18 protein-coding genes are annotated in these 20,358 nt (G+C 47.3%); 11 read left to right on the top strand and 7 right to left on the bottom strand.

The genetic code is table 11. The annotated features are described in order from the left end of the window. Positions 1–140: 140 nt before the first annotated feature. Positions 141–1,601 (bottom strand): MBL fold metallo-hydrolase RNA specificity domain-containing protein, encoded by a 1,461-nt coding sequence (locus tag KU855_RS04010; RefSeq protein WP_218529066.1) that lies wholly within the window; start codon positions 1,599–1,601, stop codon positions 141–143. 304 nt (positions 1,602–1,905) lie between these two features. Between KU855_RS04010 and KU855_RS04015 the strand changes: the two genes are divergently transcribed. From KU855_RS04015 to KU855_RS04025, 3 genes are all read left to right on the top strand, one after another. Next, complete coding sequence (locus KU855_RS04015; RefSeq protein ID WP_218529067.1) at positions 1,906–3,072, top strand: nucleotide sugar dehydrogenase; 1,167 nt, start codon at positions 1,906–1,908, stop codon at positions 3,070–3,072. Between the two features lie 111 nt (positions 3,073–3,183). Next, complete coding sequence (locus KU855_RS04020) at positions 3,184–4,188, top strand: NAD-dependent epimerase (RefSeq protein WP_218529092.1); 1,005 nt, start codon at positions 3,184–3,186, stop codon at positions 4,186–4,188. A gap of 249 nt (positions 4,189–4,437) precedes the next feature. Further along, positions 4,438–7,662, top strand: coding sequence for a DEAD/DEAH box helicase (locus KU855_RS04025; protein WP_256260868.1), 3,225 nt, complete (start codon positions 4,438–4,440; stop codon positions 7,660–7,662). 55 nt (positions 7,663–7,717) lie between these two features. Here the strand turns inward: KU855_RS04025 and KU855_RS04030 are convergent, their stop codons facing one another. Next, the gene (locus KU855_RS04030; protein WP_218529068.1) at positions 7,718–8,203 is read right to left on the bottom strand and encodes a copper resistance protein NlpE; all 486 of its coding nucleotides are present in this window, start codon (positions 8,201–8,203) and stop codon (positions 7,718–7,720) included. Between the two features lie 138 nt (positions 8,204–8,341). Here KU855_RS04030 and KU855_RS04035 point away from each other — a divergent pair, with 138 nt between their 5' ends. After that, entirely contained in the window at positions 8,342–9,088 is a 747-nt protein-coding gene (locus tag KU855_RS04035; protein WP_218529069.1) for a phosphatase, read from the top strand. Positions 9,089–9,169: 81 nt separating this feature from the next. On the opposite strand, the gene KU855_RS04040 is transcribed toward KU855_RS04035, so the two are convergent. Then, on the bottom strand, positions 9,170–10,633 hold the full coding sequence (locus KU855_RS04040) for a capsule assembly Wzi family protein (protein ID WP_218529070.1): 1,464 nt from the start codon (positions 10,631–10,633) through the stop codon (positions 9,170–9,172). A 163-nt stretch (positions 10,634–10,796) separates the two neighbouring features. Between KU855_RS04040 and cysQ the strand changes: the two genes are divergently transcribed. Genes cysQ through KU855_RS04060 form a run of 4 tightly spaced genes read left to right on the top strand, consistent with a single transcriptional unit; the run spans position 10,797 to position 13,969 of the window. Beyond that, the gene (gene cysQ / locus KU855_RS04045; protein ID WP_371316320.1) at positions 10,797–11,615 is read left to right on the top strand and encodes a 3'(2'),5'-bisphosphate nucleotidase CysQ; all 819 of its coding nucleotides are present in this window, start codon (positions 10,797–10,799) and stop codon (positions 11,613–11,615) included. Next, entirely contained in the window at positions 11,615–12,505 is an 891-nt protein-coding gene (locus tag KU855_RS04050) for an ROK family protein (protein WP_218529071.1), read from the top strand. Before cysQ ends, KU855_RS04050 begins: the two co-directional genes overlap by 1 nt. A gap of 27 nt (positions 12,506–12,532) precedes the next feature. Further along, positions 12,533–13,273 carry a YdcF family protein gene (locus tag KU855_RS04055; RefSeq protein ID WP_218529072.1) on the top strand — a complete coding sequence of 247 codons (741 nt, stop codon included), beginning with the start codon at positions 12,533–12,535 and terminating at the stop codon, positions 13,271–13,273. Positions 13,274–13,300: 27 nt separating this feature from the next. Further along, positions 13,301–13,969 carry a DUF2982 domain-containing protein gene (locus KU855_RS04060; RefSeq protein ID WP_218529073.1) on the top strand — a complete coding sequence of 223 codons (669 nt, stop codon included), beginning with the start codon at positions 13,301–13,303 and terminating at the stop codon, positions 13,967–13,969. Positions 13,970–14,103: 134 nt separating this feature from the next. Here KU855_RS04060 and KU855_RS04065 read toward each other — a convergent pair whose 3' ends face one another. The 4 genes from KU855_RS04065 to galU form a co-directional block, all read right to left on the bottom strand. After that, entirely contained in the window at positions 14,104–14,511 is a 408-nt protein-coding gene (locus tag KU855_RS04065; RefSeq protein WP_218529074.1) for a polymer-forming cytoskeletal protein, read from the bottom strand. Positions 14,512–14,642: 131 nt separating this feature from the next. Then, positions 14,643–15,125 carry a ferredoxin-type protein NapF gene (napF, locus tag KU855_RS04070; protein ID WP_218529075.1) on the bottom strand — a complete coding sequence of 161 codons (483 nt, stop codon included), beginning with the start codon at positions 15,123–15,125 and terminating at the stop codon, positions 14,643–14,645. Positions 15,126–15,171: 46 nt separating this feature from the next. Further along, a complete protein-coding gene (galE, locus tag KU855_RS04075) occupies positions 15,172–16,182 on the bottom strand; it encodes a UDP-glucose 4-epimerase GalE (RefSeq protein WP_218529076.1) in 1,011 nt (336 codons plus the stop codon). Then, the gene (galU, locus tag KU855_RS04080) at positions 16,182–17,090 is read right to left on the bottom strand and encodes a UTP--glucose-1-phosphate uridylyltransferase GalU (protein ID WP_218529077.1); all 909 of its coding nucleotides are present in this window, start codon (positions 17,088–17,090) and stop codon (positions 16,182–16,184) included. Before galU ends, galE begins: the two co-directional genes overlap by 1 nt. Positions 17,091–17,411: 321 nt before the next feature. Between galU and phhA the strand changes: the two genes are divergently transcribed. The 3 genes from phhA (at position 17,412) to tyrR (ending at position 20,261) form a co-directional block, all read left to right on the top strand. Continuing rightward, positions 17,412–18,206: a phenylalanine 4-monooxygenase gene (phhA, locus tag KU855_RS04085; protein ID WP_218529095.1), complete on the top strand. Its 795-nt coding sequence runs from the start codon at positions 17,412–17,414 to the stop codon at positions 18,204–18,206. Positions 18,207–18,218: 12 nt separating this feature from the next. Next, positions 18,219–18,557: a 4a-hydroxytetrahydrobiopterin dehydratase gene (locus KU855_RS04090; protein ID WP_218529078.1), complete on the top strand. Its 339-nt coding sequence runs from the start codon at positions 18,219–18,221 to the stop codon at positions 18,555–18,557. A 162-nt stretch (positions 18,558–18,719) separates the two neighbouring features. Next, a complete protein-coding gene (gene tyrR / locus KU855_RS04095; protein WP_218529079.1) occupies positions 18,720–20,261 on the top strand; it encodes a transcriptional regulator TyrR in 1,542 nt (513 codons plus the stop codon). Positions 20,262–20,358: the final 97 nt, after the last annotated feature.

The following is a 20,358-nucleotide window of genomic DNA, read 5'->3' on the forward strand; positions in this document are numbered from 1 at the left end:
AACCTAGAACCTAGAACCTAGAACCTAGAACCTAGAACCTAGAACCTAGAACCTAGAACCTAGAACCTAGAACCTAGAACCTAGAACCTAGAACCTAGAACCTAGAACCTAGAACCTAGAACCTAGAACCTCCTTGGCTTTTACGTTGCTATCTCAACGTGACAATCCTTAAGCAATGATTGCAGCGCGGCTTTTAATGTGTGTTTTGCTGCGGTATCACCGTGAACGATGAGAATATGCTGAGGCTTAATTTTCATCTGCATCACAAACCGAATTAAGTCGTGCTGATCGGCATGCGCTGAATAGCCCGATAGCACATGGACTTTGGCGTTGATGATTATTTTATTGCCATTCAATAAAACCCACCCACCTTTGGGGCCGTATTCTATAATCTCGCGCCCCGCTGTCCCCTGAGCTTGATATCCGACAAAAATGACATCAGTTGTTGCTATGGGTAAAAAGCGCTCCAGATAATTCACAATCCTCCCCCCGGTACACATGCCACTGGCAGCAATCACGATGGCAGCTTGTTTGCGGCTTGCTAAGTAGTTGATGACGTTGAGATGATCCTGATGGCTATCAATGGTGGTTAACTGCGCAAAGTCCAATGGATGCCGCTGTGCATTGAGTCTGCGCTTGGCTTCATTGTCCCAATATTGGCTCAATGCTTGGTAACTTTCGGTAAATTTAGCCGCCAGTGGTGAGTCGACAATAATATCAAGCTGTGGCCACTGTGAGCCTGGGCTGCGGCGATGCCGATATATAATCGACTCAATCTCGTATAGCAGCTCTTGGGTTCTCCCTATGCTAAACGCCGGAATAAGCACGACACCTTGATCACTCACTGCGGTATGTAGCAGGTTCTCTAACTGGTTCCGCCGTTGCCTGCGCCCGTGATGCAGGCTATCACCATAGGTGGACTCAATAATTAAGGTATCGGCACGATAGGGGCTTTTAGGGGCCGGTAATAATGGCGTATATCTGGCGCCTAAGTCGCCTGAAAACACAATTCGGTGCTTATTGCCCTGTTTGCTTGTGGCTGGTGTCATTGCGTTGGGCTGCTGCGCTTTTTGCTTTTCGGTAATGTTATAGTCGCTTAATTCGCATTCAACGTAGGCCGAACCCATAATATGCCCAGCGACTTGCAAGCGGATTTTCGCTTGTTGCCAGCCAGACGGGCTCGATGATATATCTAGCATGTGCCATTGGTTATATTCCAATGGCACCACTTGCTGGGCTAATCGTTTCAGCACACCGTTAATGAGCTTTTCATCGCGGCTGATCCCAACCTTTACTGCATCTTCTATTACTAATGGCAATAATAAGGCACTAGGCCTTGAAGCATAAATTGGACCATCAAAGCCTGCTGCCAATAAGTAGGGGATTCGGCCAACATGGTCTAGATGACAGTGAGTGACCACTAACGCCTTGATGTTATTAATATCAAAATCAATCGCTAGCGCTGTTTGCGAGCTTTTACCTGAGATTTCATCGCCCTGAAATAACCCACAATCGATGATAATTGCTGAGTTGTCATTGATAGTTAACTGGTGGCATGAGCCAGTTACGCCGTTAACGGCGCCATGATGGATTATTTGCATCACTCTCTCCCGTGTTCTGCAGAGTTTAGAACCAACAGGGCCAGGCTGCTAGGCATAAGCAGACTCTAGATGCTAGGACGCTTCGCGGGGAGAGCGGACTTTGGTCTGTGATAAGGTCAAAAGTGATGCTGTTTCGCGGTTGTCTTTGGATTGTATCGAGTCGAGCAGGCGCTCAGAGACGCTCTAGGTTGCCAAGCCACATGCTAGACCCTTCTTAACTTGCGGCACATTGACGGGGTTTCACTTTATTTTATGGGGTATATCTGGCAGAGTGAGCCGTCTTGTGTTTTTTTGGATATACCTGATGAAATTTGCAGTGGTTGGTACAGGTTATGTTGGTTTGTCGAATGCGGTGTTGCTGGCGACCCAACATCAGGTGGTGGCGCTGGATATTAACCCTGAGCGGGTTGAACGACTTAATCAACGGCAATCCCCGATTGAAGATCGCGATATTGAGCAATATTTAGCAACACGAGAGTTAGATTTAACCGCAACATTGGATAAACGGGGGGCTTATAATGAGGCAGATTATGTCATTATTGCCACTCCGACAGATTATGATCCGACGACAAATCATTTTAATACCAGCAGTGTTGAGGCAGTTGTCGCTGATGCGTTAACTTACTGCCCTGATGCGGTGATCGTGATTAAGTCGACTGTGCCGGTGGGCTTTACTGAGCAATTACGCCAACGCTTCAATGTGACTCATATCCTATTTTCTCCCGAGTTTTTACGAGAAGGTCAGGCGCTACACGATAATTTATACCCGTCGCGAATTGTGGTGGGTGAATGCTCCGAGCGCGGTCAGGCCTTTGCCAATATTATGCGCTCTTTGGCGTTAAAACCCGAAGTTGACGTATTACTGACCGATGCGACCGAGGCCGAAGCCATCAAGTTATTTGCCAATACGTATCTTGCGATGCGGGTGGCATTTTTTAATGAGTTAGATACCTATGCTGAGAGCCATGGCTTGGACTCGCGCCAAATTATTGATGGTGTCAGCTTAGATCCCCGCATTGGTCAACATTATAACAACCCCTCTTTTGGTTATGGTGGCTATTGTTTACCCAAAGACACCAAACAATTGTTGGCCAATTATCATCGTGTCCCCAACAATCTTATTCGCGCCATTGTTGATGCCAATACTACCCGCAAAGATTTTATTGCCGACGCCATCATTGCGCGCCATCCTAAAGTCGTGGGGGTTTACCGTTTAGTGATGAAGTCGGGTTCTGATAACTTTAGAGCCTCGGCAATCCAAGGGGTAATGAAGCGCATTAAGGCCAAAGGCATTGAAGTGATCGTGTATGAACCGGTATTAACGGATGCTGAGTTTTTTAAATCGCGGGTGGTGACTAGCTTTACTGATTTCAGTCGTGAGGCGGATGTGATTATTGCCAATCGCATGGTGGATGAATTGGCGCCGGTGGCGGATAAAGTCTATACCAGAGACTTATTTGGTTCGGATTGAGCAAAGGCCAAGGTTGTGCTGGCACAGATAAAGCGTTCATAAACGCACGGCTAAACACTGTAATTTGCTTAGCATGTATGCGGTATATTTTATGTTTAATAAGAGAATATGATGAAATTTTTAGTCACTGGCGTTGCTGGATTTATTGGCTCAAAAGTCGCTGAGCGTTTATGTGCTCTCGGTCATGATGTGGTTGGGATAGATAATCTTAACGAGTATTATGATGTCAATCTCAAATTGTCGCGCTTAGCGCCATTGCAAACGATGGCGCAATTTCGTTTTATTCAGTTAGACATTGCTGAACGTGATGCGATGGCGACGTTATTTGCCAAAGAGCAATTTCAGCGAGTGATCCATTTGGCTGCCCAAGCGGGTGTGCGTTATTCTATTGAAAATCCAATGGCTTATGCCGACAGCAACTTGATTGGTTTTTTAACCGTGCTCGAAGGCTGCCGTCACAATCAGGTTGAGCATTTAGTGTTTGCCTCGTCATCGTCGGTATATGGCTTGAATCAAAAAGTGCCTTTTGCAACGTCAGACAGTGTCGACCATCCGGTGTCGTTATATGCTGCCAGCAAAAAAGCCAACGAGCTCATGGCGCATAGTTACGCGCATTTATATCAATTGCCGGTCACTGGTTTGCGCTTTTTTACTGTGTATGGTCCTGAAGGTCGCCCCGATATGGCGCCCATGTTGTTTGCTCATGCGATAACTGAAGGCATGCCGATCAAGGTCTTTAATCATGGCGATATGAGCCGTGATTTTACCTATATTGATGATATCGTCGAGGGGGTTATTCGTATTCAAGACAAACCGCCAATAGCTAACCCAACATGGTCGGTAGAGCAAGCGTCGCCGGCAAATAGCAGTGCACCTTATCAGGTGTTTAATATTGGCAATGGCAGCCCGGTGGCTCTAATGGACTTTATTGCTGCCATTGAAAAACACCTTGGCAAAACCGCTGAAAAAATCATGCTACCGATGCAAGACGGTGATGTATACCGAACTTGGGCCGATACGGAAGATTTATTTACGGCGGTCGGTTATCAACCGACAACCGATATTGAGACTGGCGTGGGGCACTTTATTCGCTGGTTTAAACGGACTTATTGTTAACATAATCAGCACACTCATCTGCTGGCGCCCCTTTTAGTGGTTTTTCTTCACAGAATGTTGCTATCTCGCGGCGATGTATTTTGCTTATCTTGTTGCCGGCGTGGCGTTTTTGATGCAGCGCTAACCCCCGCTAGGCCCTCTTCGCTGTTGTTTTGAGCGCCCGCCATCAAACCTGTGGTAATCACTGGCATTTGAAAACAGAAGTCAGTAGCATTAATCCTATTTTCTCGTGTGTTATCCAGGTGTCTCTTGTCCAAAACCTTGCACTCAGCGTTTCACTCCTCTGCTCATTTGCCGCTGACAGTCGCTAAAATCACCGGCGCGTTTACGCCGCAGTCCATGGTGCGGGCCTATGAATATGTCCGACTGGGCAAGGTGTTAGAATGCGAGGCCAATGCCGATTTTAGTAGTATTACTGGGGTGGTTGCTGGCAGTCATGCCGCGGTGTATGAGCAAGAGATTTCTATCTATCACTCTTCCAATAAGCCGATTATTAACGGTTATTGCTCGTGTCCCGTTGGCCGCAATTGTAAGCATGTGGCGGCGATACTTATTCGGCTTATTCATAGCGCTCATTCAGGAGTAACCACGGAGTTATCTCCGCTTGATGTGTGGTTAAAACAGTTGCCTTCTAGTACTCAGGTTGGGGATGAGGAGTCAGGTAAAGAGCTTATCTTTATCTTGAGCTGCGATAGCCTTGGTGCGCATATTGAGCTGCGACGCACTAAGCTTGGCAAAAAAGGGTTTTACGGCAAAGGCAGTAAGTTGAGTTTGAGCGAATTCAGCTACTACCTACCACATTGGTTAGATACACAAGATAAGCAATTGATCCAAATGTTGCTTGCTGCGGTGACAACCAAGGGGCGGTTACCGATAGAAGATGATTTCGGGATGTTTATCTTACAGCGCCTAGCGGCAACCCAACGCTTGTTTTGGGAGCATACTCGTGAACCCTTGGTTTTTGGTAGTGACAGCCAACTCAAGCCACAATGGCACGCAGTGGAAGAGCTGCAATACCAATTGAAGTTAACGTTGGAGCAAACCGAAACATGGGAGCTGATTGCCACTGAGCCGCCATGCTTTATCGACTTAAATCGCAATACACTCGGCATCATTAACACGCCAATTAGTGCGCAGATGTTATTGCTATTAAGCCAGATGCCTGCGGTTGCGCGGCAAAAGCTAACTGAGGTTGGCTTAGCCCTCAGTAAGCACCTGCCAGTCGCCGCACTTAATTTGCCCGTGGCAATTAAGCTGGTGGAAGTCCACTCCCCCATGCGGCCGCGCTTAATCTTGACTCAAGAACCAAGCCCGCTTAATAACAATGCGCCTGATTTGTCGCCGAAACCGCAGCCGCTGGTGATGCTGGATTTTATCTATGGCGAGTATCAAGTATCCTCAGCGGCTATGGTTGAAGCCATCAGCCAACAAAAGCATGGACGGCGTCATGTCCAAATTCATCGACAATTAGCCGCCGAGCAGCAATGTATTTTGCAGCTGCTGCAGTTGGGATTACACCCGACATTAAATGCTGCTGGCCATCATGCTTATTTTAGTCTTGGCTCAGTACCGGCAGCCGTTGAGGCTTGGTTAACGTTTACCCAGCAGCATATTCCCGAATTAATCGCCGCGGGTTTTGAGGTGATCACAGCGCCTGAGTTCTCGCTACATTTATTGAAGCCTGAGTTACACCTTACCCTCGATGAAGAAACCAGTGATTGGTTTTCGTTGGCATTAAGTGCCGAGATCAATGGTGCTGAACTTGATTTAATGCCCTTAATCAAGCGTTGGATCAGTCAACATGGTGAGCCGCAAGATAATCAAAGCTTGTTGTTAGAAACGCGAGAGGGTGAGTTACTGCAAGTGGCCGCTAGCCAAGTTAAACCCTTGATTAATATTATGCTCGAGTTGCTCGACCGTGCCGATGCGCCATTGAAGCTGCCCATCAGTCGAGTGGATCTTGTTCGCGATTTGCAGTTGAACAATGTACAAGTCAATTACAGTGAGCGGGTCGGGGCGTTAATCGATAAGCTGCGCTCGTTTGATGCCATCGCCACGGTTGACGCGCCCGCAGGTCTGCAAGCTACTTTGCGTGATTATCAGCAAACAGGCTTAAATTGGCTTTGTTTTTTAAAGCAATATGGCTTTGGCGGTATTTTGGCTGACGATATGGGCTTAGGTAAAACCTTACAGGCCTTGGCCTTTATTTATCGTGAGCAACAGCTTAACTCAGCCAATAAAACTTTAATTGTTTGCCCAACGAGTTTACTGGGAAATTGGCAGCGGGAAGCTCAGCGTTTTACTCCGGACTTAACTGTGTTGGTGTTGCATGGTCATCAGCGTAAGCGTCAATTTGAGGCCATGGCGATGGCCGATGTGGTGATCACCAGTTACCCGTTAATTCAGCGTGATAGTGAGCGCTATCTTAACCAGCACTTTGATCATCTGATCTTAGATGAGGCGCAACACATTAAAAATGCGAAGGCCAAGGTCACGCAAACCTTAATGGCCATGCCTGCCACCATGAAGTTATGTCTTTCTGGCACGCCGATGGAAAATCATATAGGCGAATTAAAATCCTTAATGGATTTTGTGCTGCCAGGGCTTTTGGGCAATCAAAAAACCTTTAATCATTACTTTAAACACGCCATTGAAAAAGAGGGGGATGCTCGCAAAGCCCAAGAGTTAGGGCAGCGAGTCGCGCCTTTTTTATTACGCCGCACTAAACAGCAAGTGGCCAATGAGTTGCCTGCTAAAACTGAAATCACCTGTTTCTTACCGCTCGAAAAAGATCAACGTAACTTGTATGAAAGCATCCGGGTGTTGATGGAAAAGCGAGTGAGGCAATTATTTGCGGATAAAGGCATGGCCAAGAGTCATATCGAGGTATTGGATGCTTTGTTAAAATTGCGGCAGGCATGCTGTGATCCGCGACTGGTGAAGTTACAACAAGCGCAAACCGTGAGTTCTAATGCCAAATTAGCCTGGTTGAGTGACCATGTACCAGAAATGGTGGAAGAGGGGCGGAAGATCCTGATCTTTAGTCAATTCACCAGCATGCTGAGCCATATTCAAGACTGGCTTGATAACGCGGCGATCCCTTATAGCAAATTAACCGGCCAAACCAAGGCTCGCCAAGAGCAAATTGATCAATTTCAGCAGGGAAGTGCCGCCGTCTTTTTGATCAGTTTAAAAGCTGGGGGTACGGGACTGAACCTCACCGCAGCGGATACAGTGATTCATTTTGATCCTTGGTGGAATCCGGCCGCCGAACGTCAAGCCACCGATAGGGCGCATCGCATGGGGCAAGATAAACCTGTTTTTGTGTATAAATTGATTGCCGAAGATACGGTGGAAGAAAAAATCCAAGCCATGCAAAATCAAAAACAAGGCTTAGCTGACAGTATTCTCAGTGATGATATGTTGGGATTGTGGCAAGGAAATCGAGATGACTTGTTAGCATTGTTCAATTAATGGCTGAGCCGATGTCATTCATTGGCATCGGCTAGTTTGCGCCAGCACAAATGACTCACTCCTGCTTAGCTAACTCATAATCGCTGGCTAAATCACCTTGGATCCGCTGGCCATCTTGATTCAGCATCAGTAAACGATTTTCCCCGACTAAGTATTGATTACCATTGGTAAGTGTGATGGTGTTACCGGCCGCATTCCAGCTAAATTTGCCGTGCTCGTCAAATACCACAGGATCGCTGCCCTGATAGGTCGAGGAAATTTGATAGCGGTCATTAGATTGTAGGGTGATCACTGTCAGTATGCCTTCGCAACTCGCACAAGGCAGGGTACCTCGATACTCACCTGGCCAATCGAGCGAGGTCTTGCTGCTATCGCCTATGCTGACGTGAACCGTCGCATTTGTCTGTGGGCTCGCCGTCGGTTTATCGGCAGTGGGCGCGGGATTATCGGCGGGGTCACTGGCAGGTTGACAGCCACCCAACAATAAGCCGCAGCAAAGCACGGCAACAGATACCACACCGAGATGGTGACGCTTTTCCATAACAGACCCCCTTAGTTAACTTAAATTATCATGATGAGATCTTGCGCTAAATACCAGTATTTTTTAACCGCTTACTCTCTAGTCAATCAATTGGATAAGCGTATTATATGAAGACGATTTGGTGTCCAAGGATTGATCATGCAGTATCCCGTCGATATACATAGCCATACCATAGCGTCAACTCACGCCTACTCGACCATAAGTGAATATTTAACGGTTGCTCAGCAAAAAGGGCTGAGCTTGTTTGCCACCACGGATCATGGGCCCGCGATGGCTGATGCTCCCCATTTTTGGCATTTTGTTAATTTACGGGTCTTACCTAGGATCCATCATGGGGTCGGCCTATTAAGAGGCATTGAAGCTAACATTCAGAATATGGCCGGAGAGATTGATTTTTATGGCGATTACTTGCAAGAGCTCGATATTGTTTTGGCAGGCTTTCATGAGCCAGTCTTTGCCCCAACAGATTGTTTAACCCACACCAAAGCCATGATAGCGACAATAGAAAGTGGCTTAGTGGATGTGATCACTCATCCTGGTAATCCCGCCTATCCGATTGAGATAGTTCCCGTGGTAACGGCCGCGGCTGCCCATAATGTTGCCTTAGAGATTAATAACTCCTCGTTTTTAACCTCACGCTCAGGCAGTAAACCAACTTGTTTAGCCATCGCCGAAACGGCGCGCGATGTCGGTGCCAGCTTGGTGATGGGATCTGATGCTCATATCGCCTTTGATCTTGGTGGATTTGAGCGTAGCCGCGCTTTATTGGATTTGGCTCAGTTTCCCGAGGCGCGTTTATTGAACCGCAGTGTCAGCGCGACGCTCGATTTTTTGATCGCCAGAGGCCACCGTCATATCGATGATTTTGCTTCATTGCGAGAATAATGAACCTCGGTTGGTGATGTATTAACGAGACAAACAAAATTAAGGCCGCCTGATGGCGGCCTTGGTGCAAGCGTTAGCGAATTAAAACTGGCGCTGCCAACTGACAAACACACGAGAATCCCAGTCATGGTTCAGTGAGCTGCGTGGCCACTGGCGTAAACTAATGTCAGCCCCTACGGCTAGTTTTCCGTGCCATAATGGGCGCTGGTATTCGCTATAAAGTTGATAACCGCGCTCGTACTGACCTAATGAAACCGAATTACCGCCAGGTAGCGCCGCGTCGTTACCATCGACATTTAACCTGAGCCAGCGCAGCTTGGTGATCAACTGTTGCTGCTGTCCCAGTTGGCTGATGGCTCCTAAGGTTAATACCATGGCATCATTATCGAAGGTCGATCCGACACTTTGGCCATAATAGCGGTAGCCATCTTTATAAAAGCCATGCTCATACATACAGTTATATAGGCTTGAATCTGGTGTGCAGGCGGCCTTGGTATCACTGTATTCCACATAGACTCGAGATTGAATTGCGCTCAGATACATATCAATGCCGCCAAGGTTGCTCGCATTGATAAGGCGTTTTTTCTCACGATGATAATCTTCATGGGTGCGTTCATAATAAATGCCATAAGGCACACCTAACAGAGTATCGGACCAGCGAAAATCATAGCCAGCTAGCATGTTTTCTTGGCCATTTTCGACCGCCGACTCATCTTGGCCACCATTGAATAAGCCATCCCACCAATCTGATAGAGTATTACCATAACCTTGACCGCCCCACATCATGGTCCATGATGCGCCCATTTCTAATTGCGGAATGGGTCTTATTGTTGCGCGAGCGCCCCAATGTTTGGCCTCGGGTACATACCTATTCGACTCAAACTGTTTAAAGGCAGTAGTGAAAGTCCAAGGGCCTATCCAATGGATCCATGGGCTCTCAAAGGCTTGACTGTTATGACGGCTAAAGCTGATGCCTTGCAATGGTCTGGCGTTATTGGACTGAATTAAGCCCGACTCCCAAGATGGCCCCCAGTAAGCGGGGATCGCACCATAACTAACGATCCAGTTTGCTAGTGTCGCCGCCACAAAGCTGTCATCGAGGCGGCTATCATTGCCGGCTTGGGCGTCAGCATGATAATTGACGCTCAGGCGGCCACTGAGGTATTCGCCGGTAATGCTGGCATCGACCTTAAGTTGCGCTTTATCGGTCACGGTATCGCCAAAGCTGGTAAAGCGTGCCTGTTGGTTCGCTAGCGAGATTTGGGTCTCGAGGCTGGTCGCGGCCATATCGTGTTGCCATGCGCGCTGCACTTGGGCATAGGCTTGTTGGGCTGCTGGCGTTAATTGGCTGATGTCGGTTTTATCTAACTCTTTTTTGATCCCAGCCCACATTAATGGGTAAGTGGTGATGGGTTGAGTAATGATGCCTAGATCTGACAGTAATTGAATATCGGCTCGCAAAACGAGATCGTTAGGTTCAATCCACCAAGCAGCCTCGCTCGGCATAGCAAACAGCATGAGGCTTGCAAATACGGTTTTTTTCATGACAGCTCCTTGTTTAACCGCGCATTTTAACGACCATCATGGGGGAGCACAAGCGCAATACCACCGCAGAAACTGAGCCTAAGGCTCAGGATATTTAGTCGAGGCTCATGTTAATTTGTTATAAAAAAATCAGCGTGATACTGGCATAATAATGGGTCACTCACTGACTGAGATGCTCATGGCGATTGAATCGATTGATAAACCATTGATATTGCAACTGGTGGCTCTGGCAAAAAATGCTGGCGAGCGGATGATGCCTTTTTATCAAAGTACCAACTTAGCGATTGCCGATAAAGCGGACACCTCGCCATTAACGGCCGCTGATTTAGCCAGTCATGATTGCATTGTGGCTGGATTGCAGGCGATTAATTGCCACTGGCCCATTTTATCGGAAGAGTCTGACTTGCCGAGTTGGAGTGTGCGCAAAGGGTGGTCTCGGTATTTCTTGATTGACCCGCTGGATGGCACCAAAGAGTTCATTAAAGGCAATGGTGAGTTTACCGTTAATATCGCGGTGATCGACAACGGCCAAGCGATAGCTGGCGTTGTTTATGCGCCAGCGAAAGGCCACTGTTATTTCGGGGCGTTAGGGCTTGGAGCTTGGGTTCAAGCCGATGGCATGATGGCGCAACCCTTAGGGCAAGAACGGCAGCATTCGCAAGCGTGCCCAGTGATCGTCGGCAGTCGCTCGCATCCAAGCCCAGAGTTAGCCGGCTATTTAAGCCAGTTTAGTGATTATCAAGTGCTCCCAGTGGGCAGTTCATTAAAATTCTGTTTGTTAGCAGAAGGCCGTGCGGATATCTATCCTCGTCTTGGCCCTACCAGTGAGTGGGATACCGCGGCGGCGCAAGCTGTCCTCGAAGCCGCAGGTGGGCAAGTCCATGACAAAACCACGGGTAAGCCTTTGCGTTACAACCAAAAAGACAGCATTCGTAACCCGCACTTTATCGCTTATGCCCGCCAGTGGTTGGTGTCAATCTAATGCGTATCGGCATTGATCTAGGCGGCACTAAAACCGACATCATCGTCTTAGATGACGCCGGGCAAGTAAGGTATCGTAAACGCTGTGCCAGTGGTCAACATTATGCCGCGACCTTGGCAACCTTGGTTGGCCTCATTCATGAGGTCGATGCCCACTTTACGCAGGCATTTACGGTTGGCATTGGTATACCTGGGACTGTGTCTCGGCGACACGGCACCATCAAAAACGCCAATTCCACATGGTTAATCGGTCAGTCATTAGATGCAGATTTACACGCGGCGATAGGCAGGCCGGTGCGCTTAGCCAATGATGCCAATTGTTTTGCATTATCTGAAGCTTGCGATGGCGCGGGTCAAGGGTTTGAACTGGTGTTCGGCGTGATTTTAGGCACGGGTTGCGGGGCCGGCTTAGTGATCAATGGCAAGGTTCATTCTGGCATCAATGGTGTGGCAGGCGAGTGGGGCCATAATCCATTACCTTGGATGAACTCCCATGAGTTCCAATCTCGTGCTTGCTATTGTGGCCGTCACGACTGTATTGAAACCTATATATCAGGCACTGGATTGAGTGAGGATTTTTATCAAGCGACCCAACAGCGCTTGTCGGGCCCTGAGATTATTTCATTGATGCAGCAGCAAGATAGCGATGCACAGGCCGCATTTCATCGATATTGTGATAGGCTATGTCGCGCTTTAGCTCATGTCGTCAATCTTGTTGACCCCGATATCATAGTGCTAGGCGGCGGAATGTCGGATATCGCTGAAATATATCCTTACGTTAATCGTCACTTAGCTGCTTATATCTTTGGTAAAGAATGTGAAACTAAAGTGGTGCCAAACCAGCATGGAAACGCATCTGGCGTCAGAGGTGCTGCGTGGTTGTGGCCATAACGCTCATTTTTACTAGGATAACCATGGATGTTCGTACTTAAAAAAATCATCAGCCAGTTTATGATGCCTATTCCGCTCACGCTATTATTGCTCTGTCTGGTGGCATGGATGCTCAGGCATCGTCGTGGCCATTGGCGTTGGCCACTCTTGTTGGCCGTGAGCCTGTTAGTTTTTGTCAGCAGTAATTTTGGCAGTCGTTTATTATTGGAGCCTCTCGAGCAACAATATGCCTATCAGCAACAGCCCATAGTCAATGACTGTGTGGTGATGGTGCTCGGTAGTGGTCATGATGATCATTTGGCGGTCTCCGCGCTGCAACAATTATCGCCGACGGCCATGATGCGCTTGCAAGAGGGGCTGCGTCAAACTCGCTTTGGCCAAAACTGTCTGTTGATCACCAGTGGCTTTGCCGGTAGCAATAACCAACGCGCCCATAGTGATGTTATGGCTGATGCTGCCACTGAGTTAGGCTTCCCGCGCGAGCGGATCATTTCTTTGCCGTTAGCGAAAGACACCATTGAAGAAGCGCAGTATTTACGCTGGGAGATTAATCAAACTCCGTTTAGGTTAGTCACCTCGGCGAGTCATATGCCTAGAGCCATGGCCATTTTTGAGCAAATAGGAACGCAGCCGCAAGCCGCCCCGGCCGATTATATGGCGCGCCAAGGAGTATGGTGGGCGCTAAGTGCCGATAATTTACTCGGCTCGCAACGTGCGATTCATGAATATATTGGCCAAAGCTGGTGGTGGATAAAATCACATTGGTAAATAGACAGTAACCAAGGAATTGACTCAATGTTGGACACCCATGTGGCGATGCGCCCGCAGGCTAAGCGTAACGGCATCACCTTAAGCCTTGTTGGCGCCATATTATTGGTGGTGGGTTTATGCTTGTTTGTTATGACCCCTCATTGGTTTGGCCCTGCATTATTAAGTTTTACTTTTGGGGTGCTGGGGTTAGTGATTGGCTTGAGTAAAGTGCGTGAGCCTGAGGTGAGTGTGGCATTATCGGCCGAGGGCTTTACCTTTTATCACCGTCGGGGGCAGGTGTTCGTCGCTTGGAGCAATGTGCAGCGACTCGACAGTTTACGGGTATCTCAAGCAATGACGCTCGTCGAATTGCCTTATCTTGGCGTCAAGCTGAAACGTATTAACCCAGTGTTGGACAATATCTCGTTAAGATTAGCGACAGGGTTGTTGTCAGAGCAGCGGCCGTTATTAATGACGGCGGCGACACAAGATGAAGATCTCAGTGATTATGAGCAACAAGTTGCCCTAGAATTTACGCCATTAGTGGTGGATGGCGAGCGTTATCGTGGGGTACTCGCCATGTTTGGTCATCGTTCGATTAAGTTGCAACAGGTCTTGGGATATCATTTATATCTTCCTGCGGACAGTTTTGATAGGCCTTTGCCTGACGCGATCACCTTATTGAAGCAATATCATCAGCAATATTCAGGTTAACAGTCCGCAGCGCTGGCCTTGATCACGGCTTATACCGTTTAGAGTGCCACCGTGACCTCCATCTCATGGCGCGGTGAAACTCTAGCGGTATTAACCTTGGATTTTGATGAGGGATATCCAAGCCAAAATTATGATTATGCCTCTGATAATGTTTGTAGTTTTTTTAATTTTTCATCATCAAATAATGAAGTATTTTCTAGCAAGTTGATGCTTTCTTTGATGCGCATCCCAATAAATTGGCCGCCTTCTAGAATTTCCATTTGATTACTCGCCACTTCACCGTCGAGCGTACCCGTGCCCATGATGATGACTTTTTCACAGCTTAATTTGCCGCTAAAATGACCCGCAATGCGCATTTCATGACACTGGACCTGTCCTTGGATGGTGCCTTCATGCTCAATGGTAATTTGTCCTTGCGAAATGACTTGGCCCTTGACGTCCCCACCAATTAAGGCGTCACCAGCGAATTCAGTTTCACCGCTGATACAAGTGCCTTTAGCAATATAAGTTAACTCAAGAGTCGTATTTTTTCGTTTAAACATAGTTTTATTATCGTTATCGCCGACAGGTAACTTGATGTTACCTTGTCTTTATTCGGTTTCAAACCACAAATATTTGGCGCTGGCGTCAGGATTTCGTCTTTGCCGTTTTGCTGGTCAATTTGACCATTAAACTAGCGTGTTTGTGGCATAATTTGAATCGCTTGGCTTGGGCATGGTGCCACGCAAGCGCCGCAACCGGTGCATAAGTCGGCTACAATCTCTGGTGTTGGGGTTGATTGAGCGCGATAGCTGAATTTAATCGCACTGGCATCGCAATGATCTCGACACGTTTGGCAGGTCACTCCGGCCAACGTTAGACAAGCTGGAGCAACCACGGCGATTTGTGACCAGGCTTGCGCTTGAGATTTATCAAACACCGGCGCTTGACATACTCGCTGGCATTGGCCACAAAAACTACACTCAGCGCGACTAAAATCCAGGGCGACAAAGCCACCATCAGCCACCTTAATAATGCCAGTATCACAAGCGGTTACGCATAAATGACAGCGGGTGCAAACATCGGTAAAGTCGACATCTTGGCGGCTGAAGGGGGGACGGATCGTGGCGGGGCTATGCCGTTTAAATAACCGTCGGCGTTGTTGATCTATAGCCATATGCTTCTCATGTGTGCGGGGGCATAGCGCCCCCTCGCTCTAACGATTATTGGTAGCCGTTGGGGTTGGTCGATTGCCAATGCCAACTGCTGGTGGCCATATCTTGCAGACTATGGTTAGCTTGCCAATTTAGCTGCTGACGCGCGTTAGTCGGATCGGCATAGCAAGCGGCAATGTCGCCCGGACGTCTGGCCGTAATCGCATAGTTTATGGTTTTACCGCTGGCATGTTCAAACGCCTTGACCATCTCCAATACGCTATACCCTATGCCTGTGCCTAAGTTAAAGGTTACTAATCCGCAGTTTGTGGCGAGTTTTTCCAATGCTTTGATATGGCCCAATGCTAAATCAACCACATGAATATAGTCGCGAACCCCGGTGCCATCGGCCGTATCGTAGTCATCACCAAATACGCTCAAACAATCACGTTTCCCCACCGCTACCTGAGCGATAAATGGCATGAGGTTATTGGGAATATCGTTAGGGTCTTCACCAATCAAGCCGCTTTTATGAGCCCCGACGGGATTAAAATAGCGTAAGCGCGCGATATTCCAGCTCGGATCGGCATGATGCAGATCTGCCAGGATGTTCTCGACCATCAATTTTGACTGACCATAAGGATTGGTCGCGCCCGTAGGGAAGTCTTCAGTGATCGGCAAGCTGGCAGGATCGCCATAGACAGTGGCTGAGGAACTAAATACCAGATCCTTGACTTGATACTCGGCCATGACCTCACATAACACTAATGTACCCGTGACATTGTTTTGGTAATAGCGCAGAGGCTGAGCCACTGATTCTCCCACGGCTTTTAGTCCAGCAAAATGGATGACTGCTTGAAATTGATGCTGGCTAAATATTTGTTGAAGCAGGGGCTTATCAAGAATATCACCTTGATAAAAAGTTACTTTTTTGCCAGTAATACTTTCAACGCGAGCTAAAGACTCGGTGCTGGAATTGGACAAATTATCCAGCACGACCACATCATAATTGGCGGTTAATAGCTCGACCAAGGTGTGGCTACCAATATAACCAGCCCCACCTGTGACTAAAATTGTCATTAATCCATATCCTTAACTAATTGCTTTAAATAGTTTTTAAATGCACCACTAATTTCTGGGTGATGCAATGCGTATTCAACATTGGCCTGCATATAGCCAAGCTTGTTGCCGCAATCATGGCTTTTACCACGCATGTAATAGGCATTGACCGTTTGCTTTTCCATGAGCATCGCGATGGCATCGGTCAATTGTATTTCATCACCGGCACCAATGGGGGTCTTGGCTAATAATGGCCAGATATCGGCGGGCAAAACGTAACGACCAACTACTGCAAGGTTGGACGGGGCCTCATCAATATCGGGTTTTTCCACTAATTCAGCTAACGGGCAAAAATCACCGGGATGGAGGGGCACGCCATTGACATTAGCAATACCATATTGATTAACCAATGCCGGCTCAACGCCCTCGACCATGATCTGACCGCAGTTGTCTTCATCAAAATGCGCCACCATTTCGGCGAGATTATGTTGATTGAGATCGCAACTGGTTTGGTCAATGATGACATCTGGCAATAACACTGCGAAGGGTTCATTACCAACCACAGAGCGCGCACATAAAATAGCATGTCCTAAGCCTTTGGCTTGGGATTGACGCACACTGATCACTGTGACCCCTTTGGGGCAAATCGACTGCACATCATTAAGCAATTGACGTTTTACCCGGCGCTCTAGCTGAGCCTCAAGTTCAAAACTGGTATCAAAATGATTTTCAATCGAGTTTTTACTGGCATGGGTGACCAGTACAATTTCTTTGATACCGGCAGCGATGGCTTCACTGACGACATGCTGAATTAGGGGTTTATCCACTACGGGCAGCATTTCTTTGGGAATGGCTTTGGTGGCCGGCAGCATGCGTGTGCCGAGCCCTGCCACAGGAATGACAGCTTTCTTAATTTTTTGAGACTTCATTGAATGTCCACAATCACTTAATCACTTTTGCTATTGTAAATCAGCCGCTTGAAAAAGACAGGTTGTAGGTCCAATTTCTCCACTTCTCTTGGTTTTCGAGACGGGTTTGTGGGCGATAACACGCTCAAATGGAAGCGAGTGGAATGTAAGTTTTACTTTTTAATTGCATGATTTAACTCAATTATATTTATCGTTGTAAACTCTGGCTTACAAAGGGATTGGGCCGGTGAGCGATTATTTATGATGGCAATGATTAACAAACTAACCGGAATAGCACACTATGAAGTTGTGATGTTTCTGTTAATTTTATAGAGGGTAATGATGACAACCAGTTATATTGCCAGAGAAGCTGATGCTGATGGTTTTATTCACTATCCCGACCATGAGCACCAAGTGTGGCAGCAATTGTATGCCCGCCAAGCGGTTAACCTGCCGCAACGCGCTTGCAACGCCTATATGGATGGACTTGACGCGTTGGCATTACCGACAGACAGGATCCCGCAACTAGCTGAAATCGATTCAGTATTAATGGAGTCCAGTGGCTGGCAAACGGCGGCAGTTCCGGCATTGATTTCATTTGGGCGTTTTTTTGAACTGCTGGCCAATCGTCGCTTCCCGGTCGCGACATTTATCCGCAGCCAACAAGAGATGGATTATCTGCAAGAACCGGATATTTTTCATGAGATTTTTGGTCATTGCCCATTATTAACTAACCGAGCTTTTGCCGATTTTTCGGCACATTATGGCAAGCTAGGTTTGGCAGCCTCGAAAGAAGAGCGAGCTTATTTAGCCCGATTATATTGGTTTACGGTGGAGTTTGGTTTATTACAAGCCAATTCGGTTGATGGGCGTCGGATTTACGGCGGTGGAATTTTAAGTTCGCCTGCTGAAACCATGTATGCGCTGAGTGATGATGCGGTATGTGAGCCGTTTGACTTGCTTAACGTACTGAGAACTCCCTATCGAATTGATATCATTCAACCCATCTATTTTGAAATTGAAAACATTGATTTTTTAGGTGAAATAGCCAAGATGGATATCATGTCTAGTGTGACCAAGGCGCGCGAGTTAGGCCTGTTTACACCGCGTTTTTCACCTAAGACCCAAGCCGTTTAACAAGGAGTATTTATGTCTGAATTAGCGACAATGAGTTGCGAAGCTTGCCAAGTTGATGCACCGAAAGTTTCCGAGACCGAATTAGCGGAACTCATTCGCTCGATCCCCGATTGGCACGTTGAAGTGCGCGATGGCATTATGCAATTAGAGCGCGTTTACAAATTTAAGAACTTTAAGCTTGCACTGGCCTTTACGAATCGTATCGGTGAGTTAGCTGAAGCCGAATTTCATCATCCCGGCATTCTGACTGAGTGGGGCAAGGTGACGGTCACTTGGTGGTCACACTCAATTAAAGGCCTCCATAAAAACGATTTTATTATGGCGGCCAAAACCGATTTGTTATTGGATTAACTCTGCCTTTAGGTACGCTGCTTGTCTTGAGGCAGCGCACCTACCTGTAAACAATACTTGCCACCCTCACTGAAACCCTCTAACGTATACTCACCATGACAAAATGGACTCCGACTGACGGTGGGATGCCGACAGGGACTCGTATTAATGAGGATGTAAACTATGCGCTTGGTCGTTAGTTGCCATGACAGGGTAGGTTTGGCTAAAGACATTTTGGTTGTGCTAGAGCAATATGGCATTAATTTAATGGCCATTGATGCCAGTAACAAAGGCTTTTTATATTTACAATTTGCGCAGGTGAGCTTTGATACCTTAAGTGCGCTAATGCCGCAGATCCGTAAAGTAGAAAGTGTCAGCGATGTGCGCACTGTGTCGTTTATGCCTTCCGAGCAAGAACATTACGCCCTGAAAACCTTATTAAAAACCCTCCCTGACTGTGTGTTTTCTCTCGATGCCAAAGGGCGAATTCGTATTATTAATGAATCGGCGCTCGTCACCTTGGCGATGTCAGAATTAGATGTCATTGATGAACCGTTGAACCACTGGGTGCAAGGGGTCAATTTTAATCGGTGGTTAAGTGAGCCTCAGGTTTTAGCTCAAACCGCGAAAGTACAGATTGGTGAACGCGAGTTTCTTGCCGAAATGCTGCCTATTTATTTGCCTGATGATCAAGATAAACATATCTTGGCTGGTGCGGTAGTATCACTCAAGTCATTGGCTCGACTTGGCAAACAATTCAATGCATTACAGAATCAATCTCAAGGTTTTGAAACCGTATTAGCCGTCAGCGATAAAATGAAACTGGTCGTAGGGCAAGCAAGACGAATGGCGCAATTAGATGCACCATTGTTGATTACCGGCGAGACGGGTACAGGTAAAGAATTGATGGCGCGAGCCTGTCATGATGCGAGTTTAAGGCGAGATCATCCTTTTATTGCGATTAATTGTGCTGCATTACCAGACAGTGCCGCCGAAGAAGAGCTATTTGGCTTTGTCAGCCACGGGCAAGTAGTCAAACGCGGCTTTTTTGAGGAAGCGCAAGGAGGGACGGTGTTTCTGGATGAAATCGCCGAAATGTCCAAGGCGGCTCAAGTGAAGTTATTGCGTTTATTGCAAGATGGCTGCTTTCGTCGCATTGGTGGTGATGAAGAGGTTAGGGTCGATGTGCGAATTATCTGCTCGACGCAGAAAAACTTGGCCGATTTGTGTCAGCAAGGCAGTTTTAGGGAAGATTTGTATTATCGAATTCATGTTTTAAGTTTGCATATGCCCGCACTGCGTGAGCGACGTGTTGATATTATTCCCTTAACTGAGATGTTCTTAGAGCATTATAGCCAGCAATTATCTAGCCCGTTACGTCGTATTTCGGCCAGTTGCCGTGATCACCTATTGACGTATGCTTGGCCTGGCAATGTTCGCCAATTAAAGAATGCGGTGTTTAGGGCCGTGTCGATTTGGGACGGCAGTACCGAACTCACCGTTGAGCAACTTAAATTGCCCTCATATGCCGAAGGTTTTGGCTATTTCGATAATGCCTTTGAAGGTACATTAGATGAAGCGATGAAACAATTTGAGTCTAGTTTGCTCAGGCGCCTCTATCCAGCGTTTCCTAGTACGCGTCAATTAGCAAAAAAACTCGGGGTCTCGCATACGGCCATTGCCAATAAGCTCCGCGATTACCAGATAAGTAAACCCAAGTCATAGCAACGTAAGCGAATCTTTACAAATATGATAAGCGTGTATTTGCTCTTGAATTGGCGCTTGGCATTTTCTTCCGTGACCAGTTACGGTAGATATGTAG

This window comes from Shewanella sp. NIFS-20-20 (genome assembly GCF_019209865.1).
Lineage (GTDB): Bacteria > Pseudomonadota > Gammaproteobacteria > Enterobacterales > Shewanellaceae > Shewanella.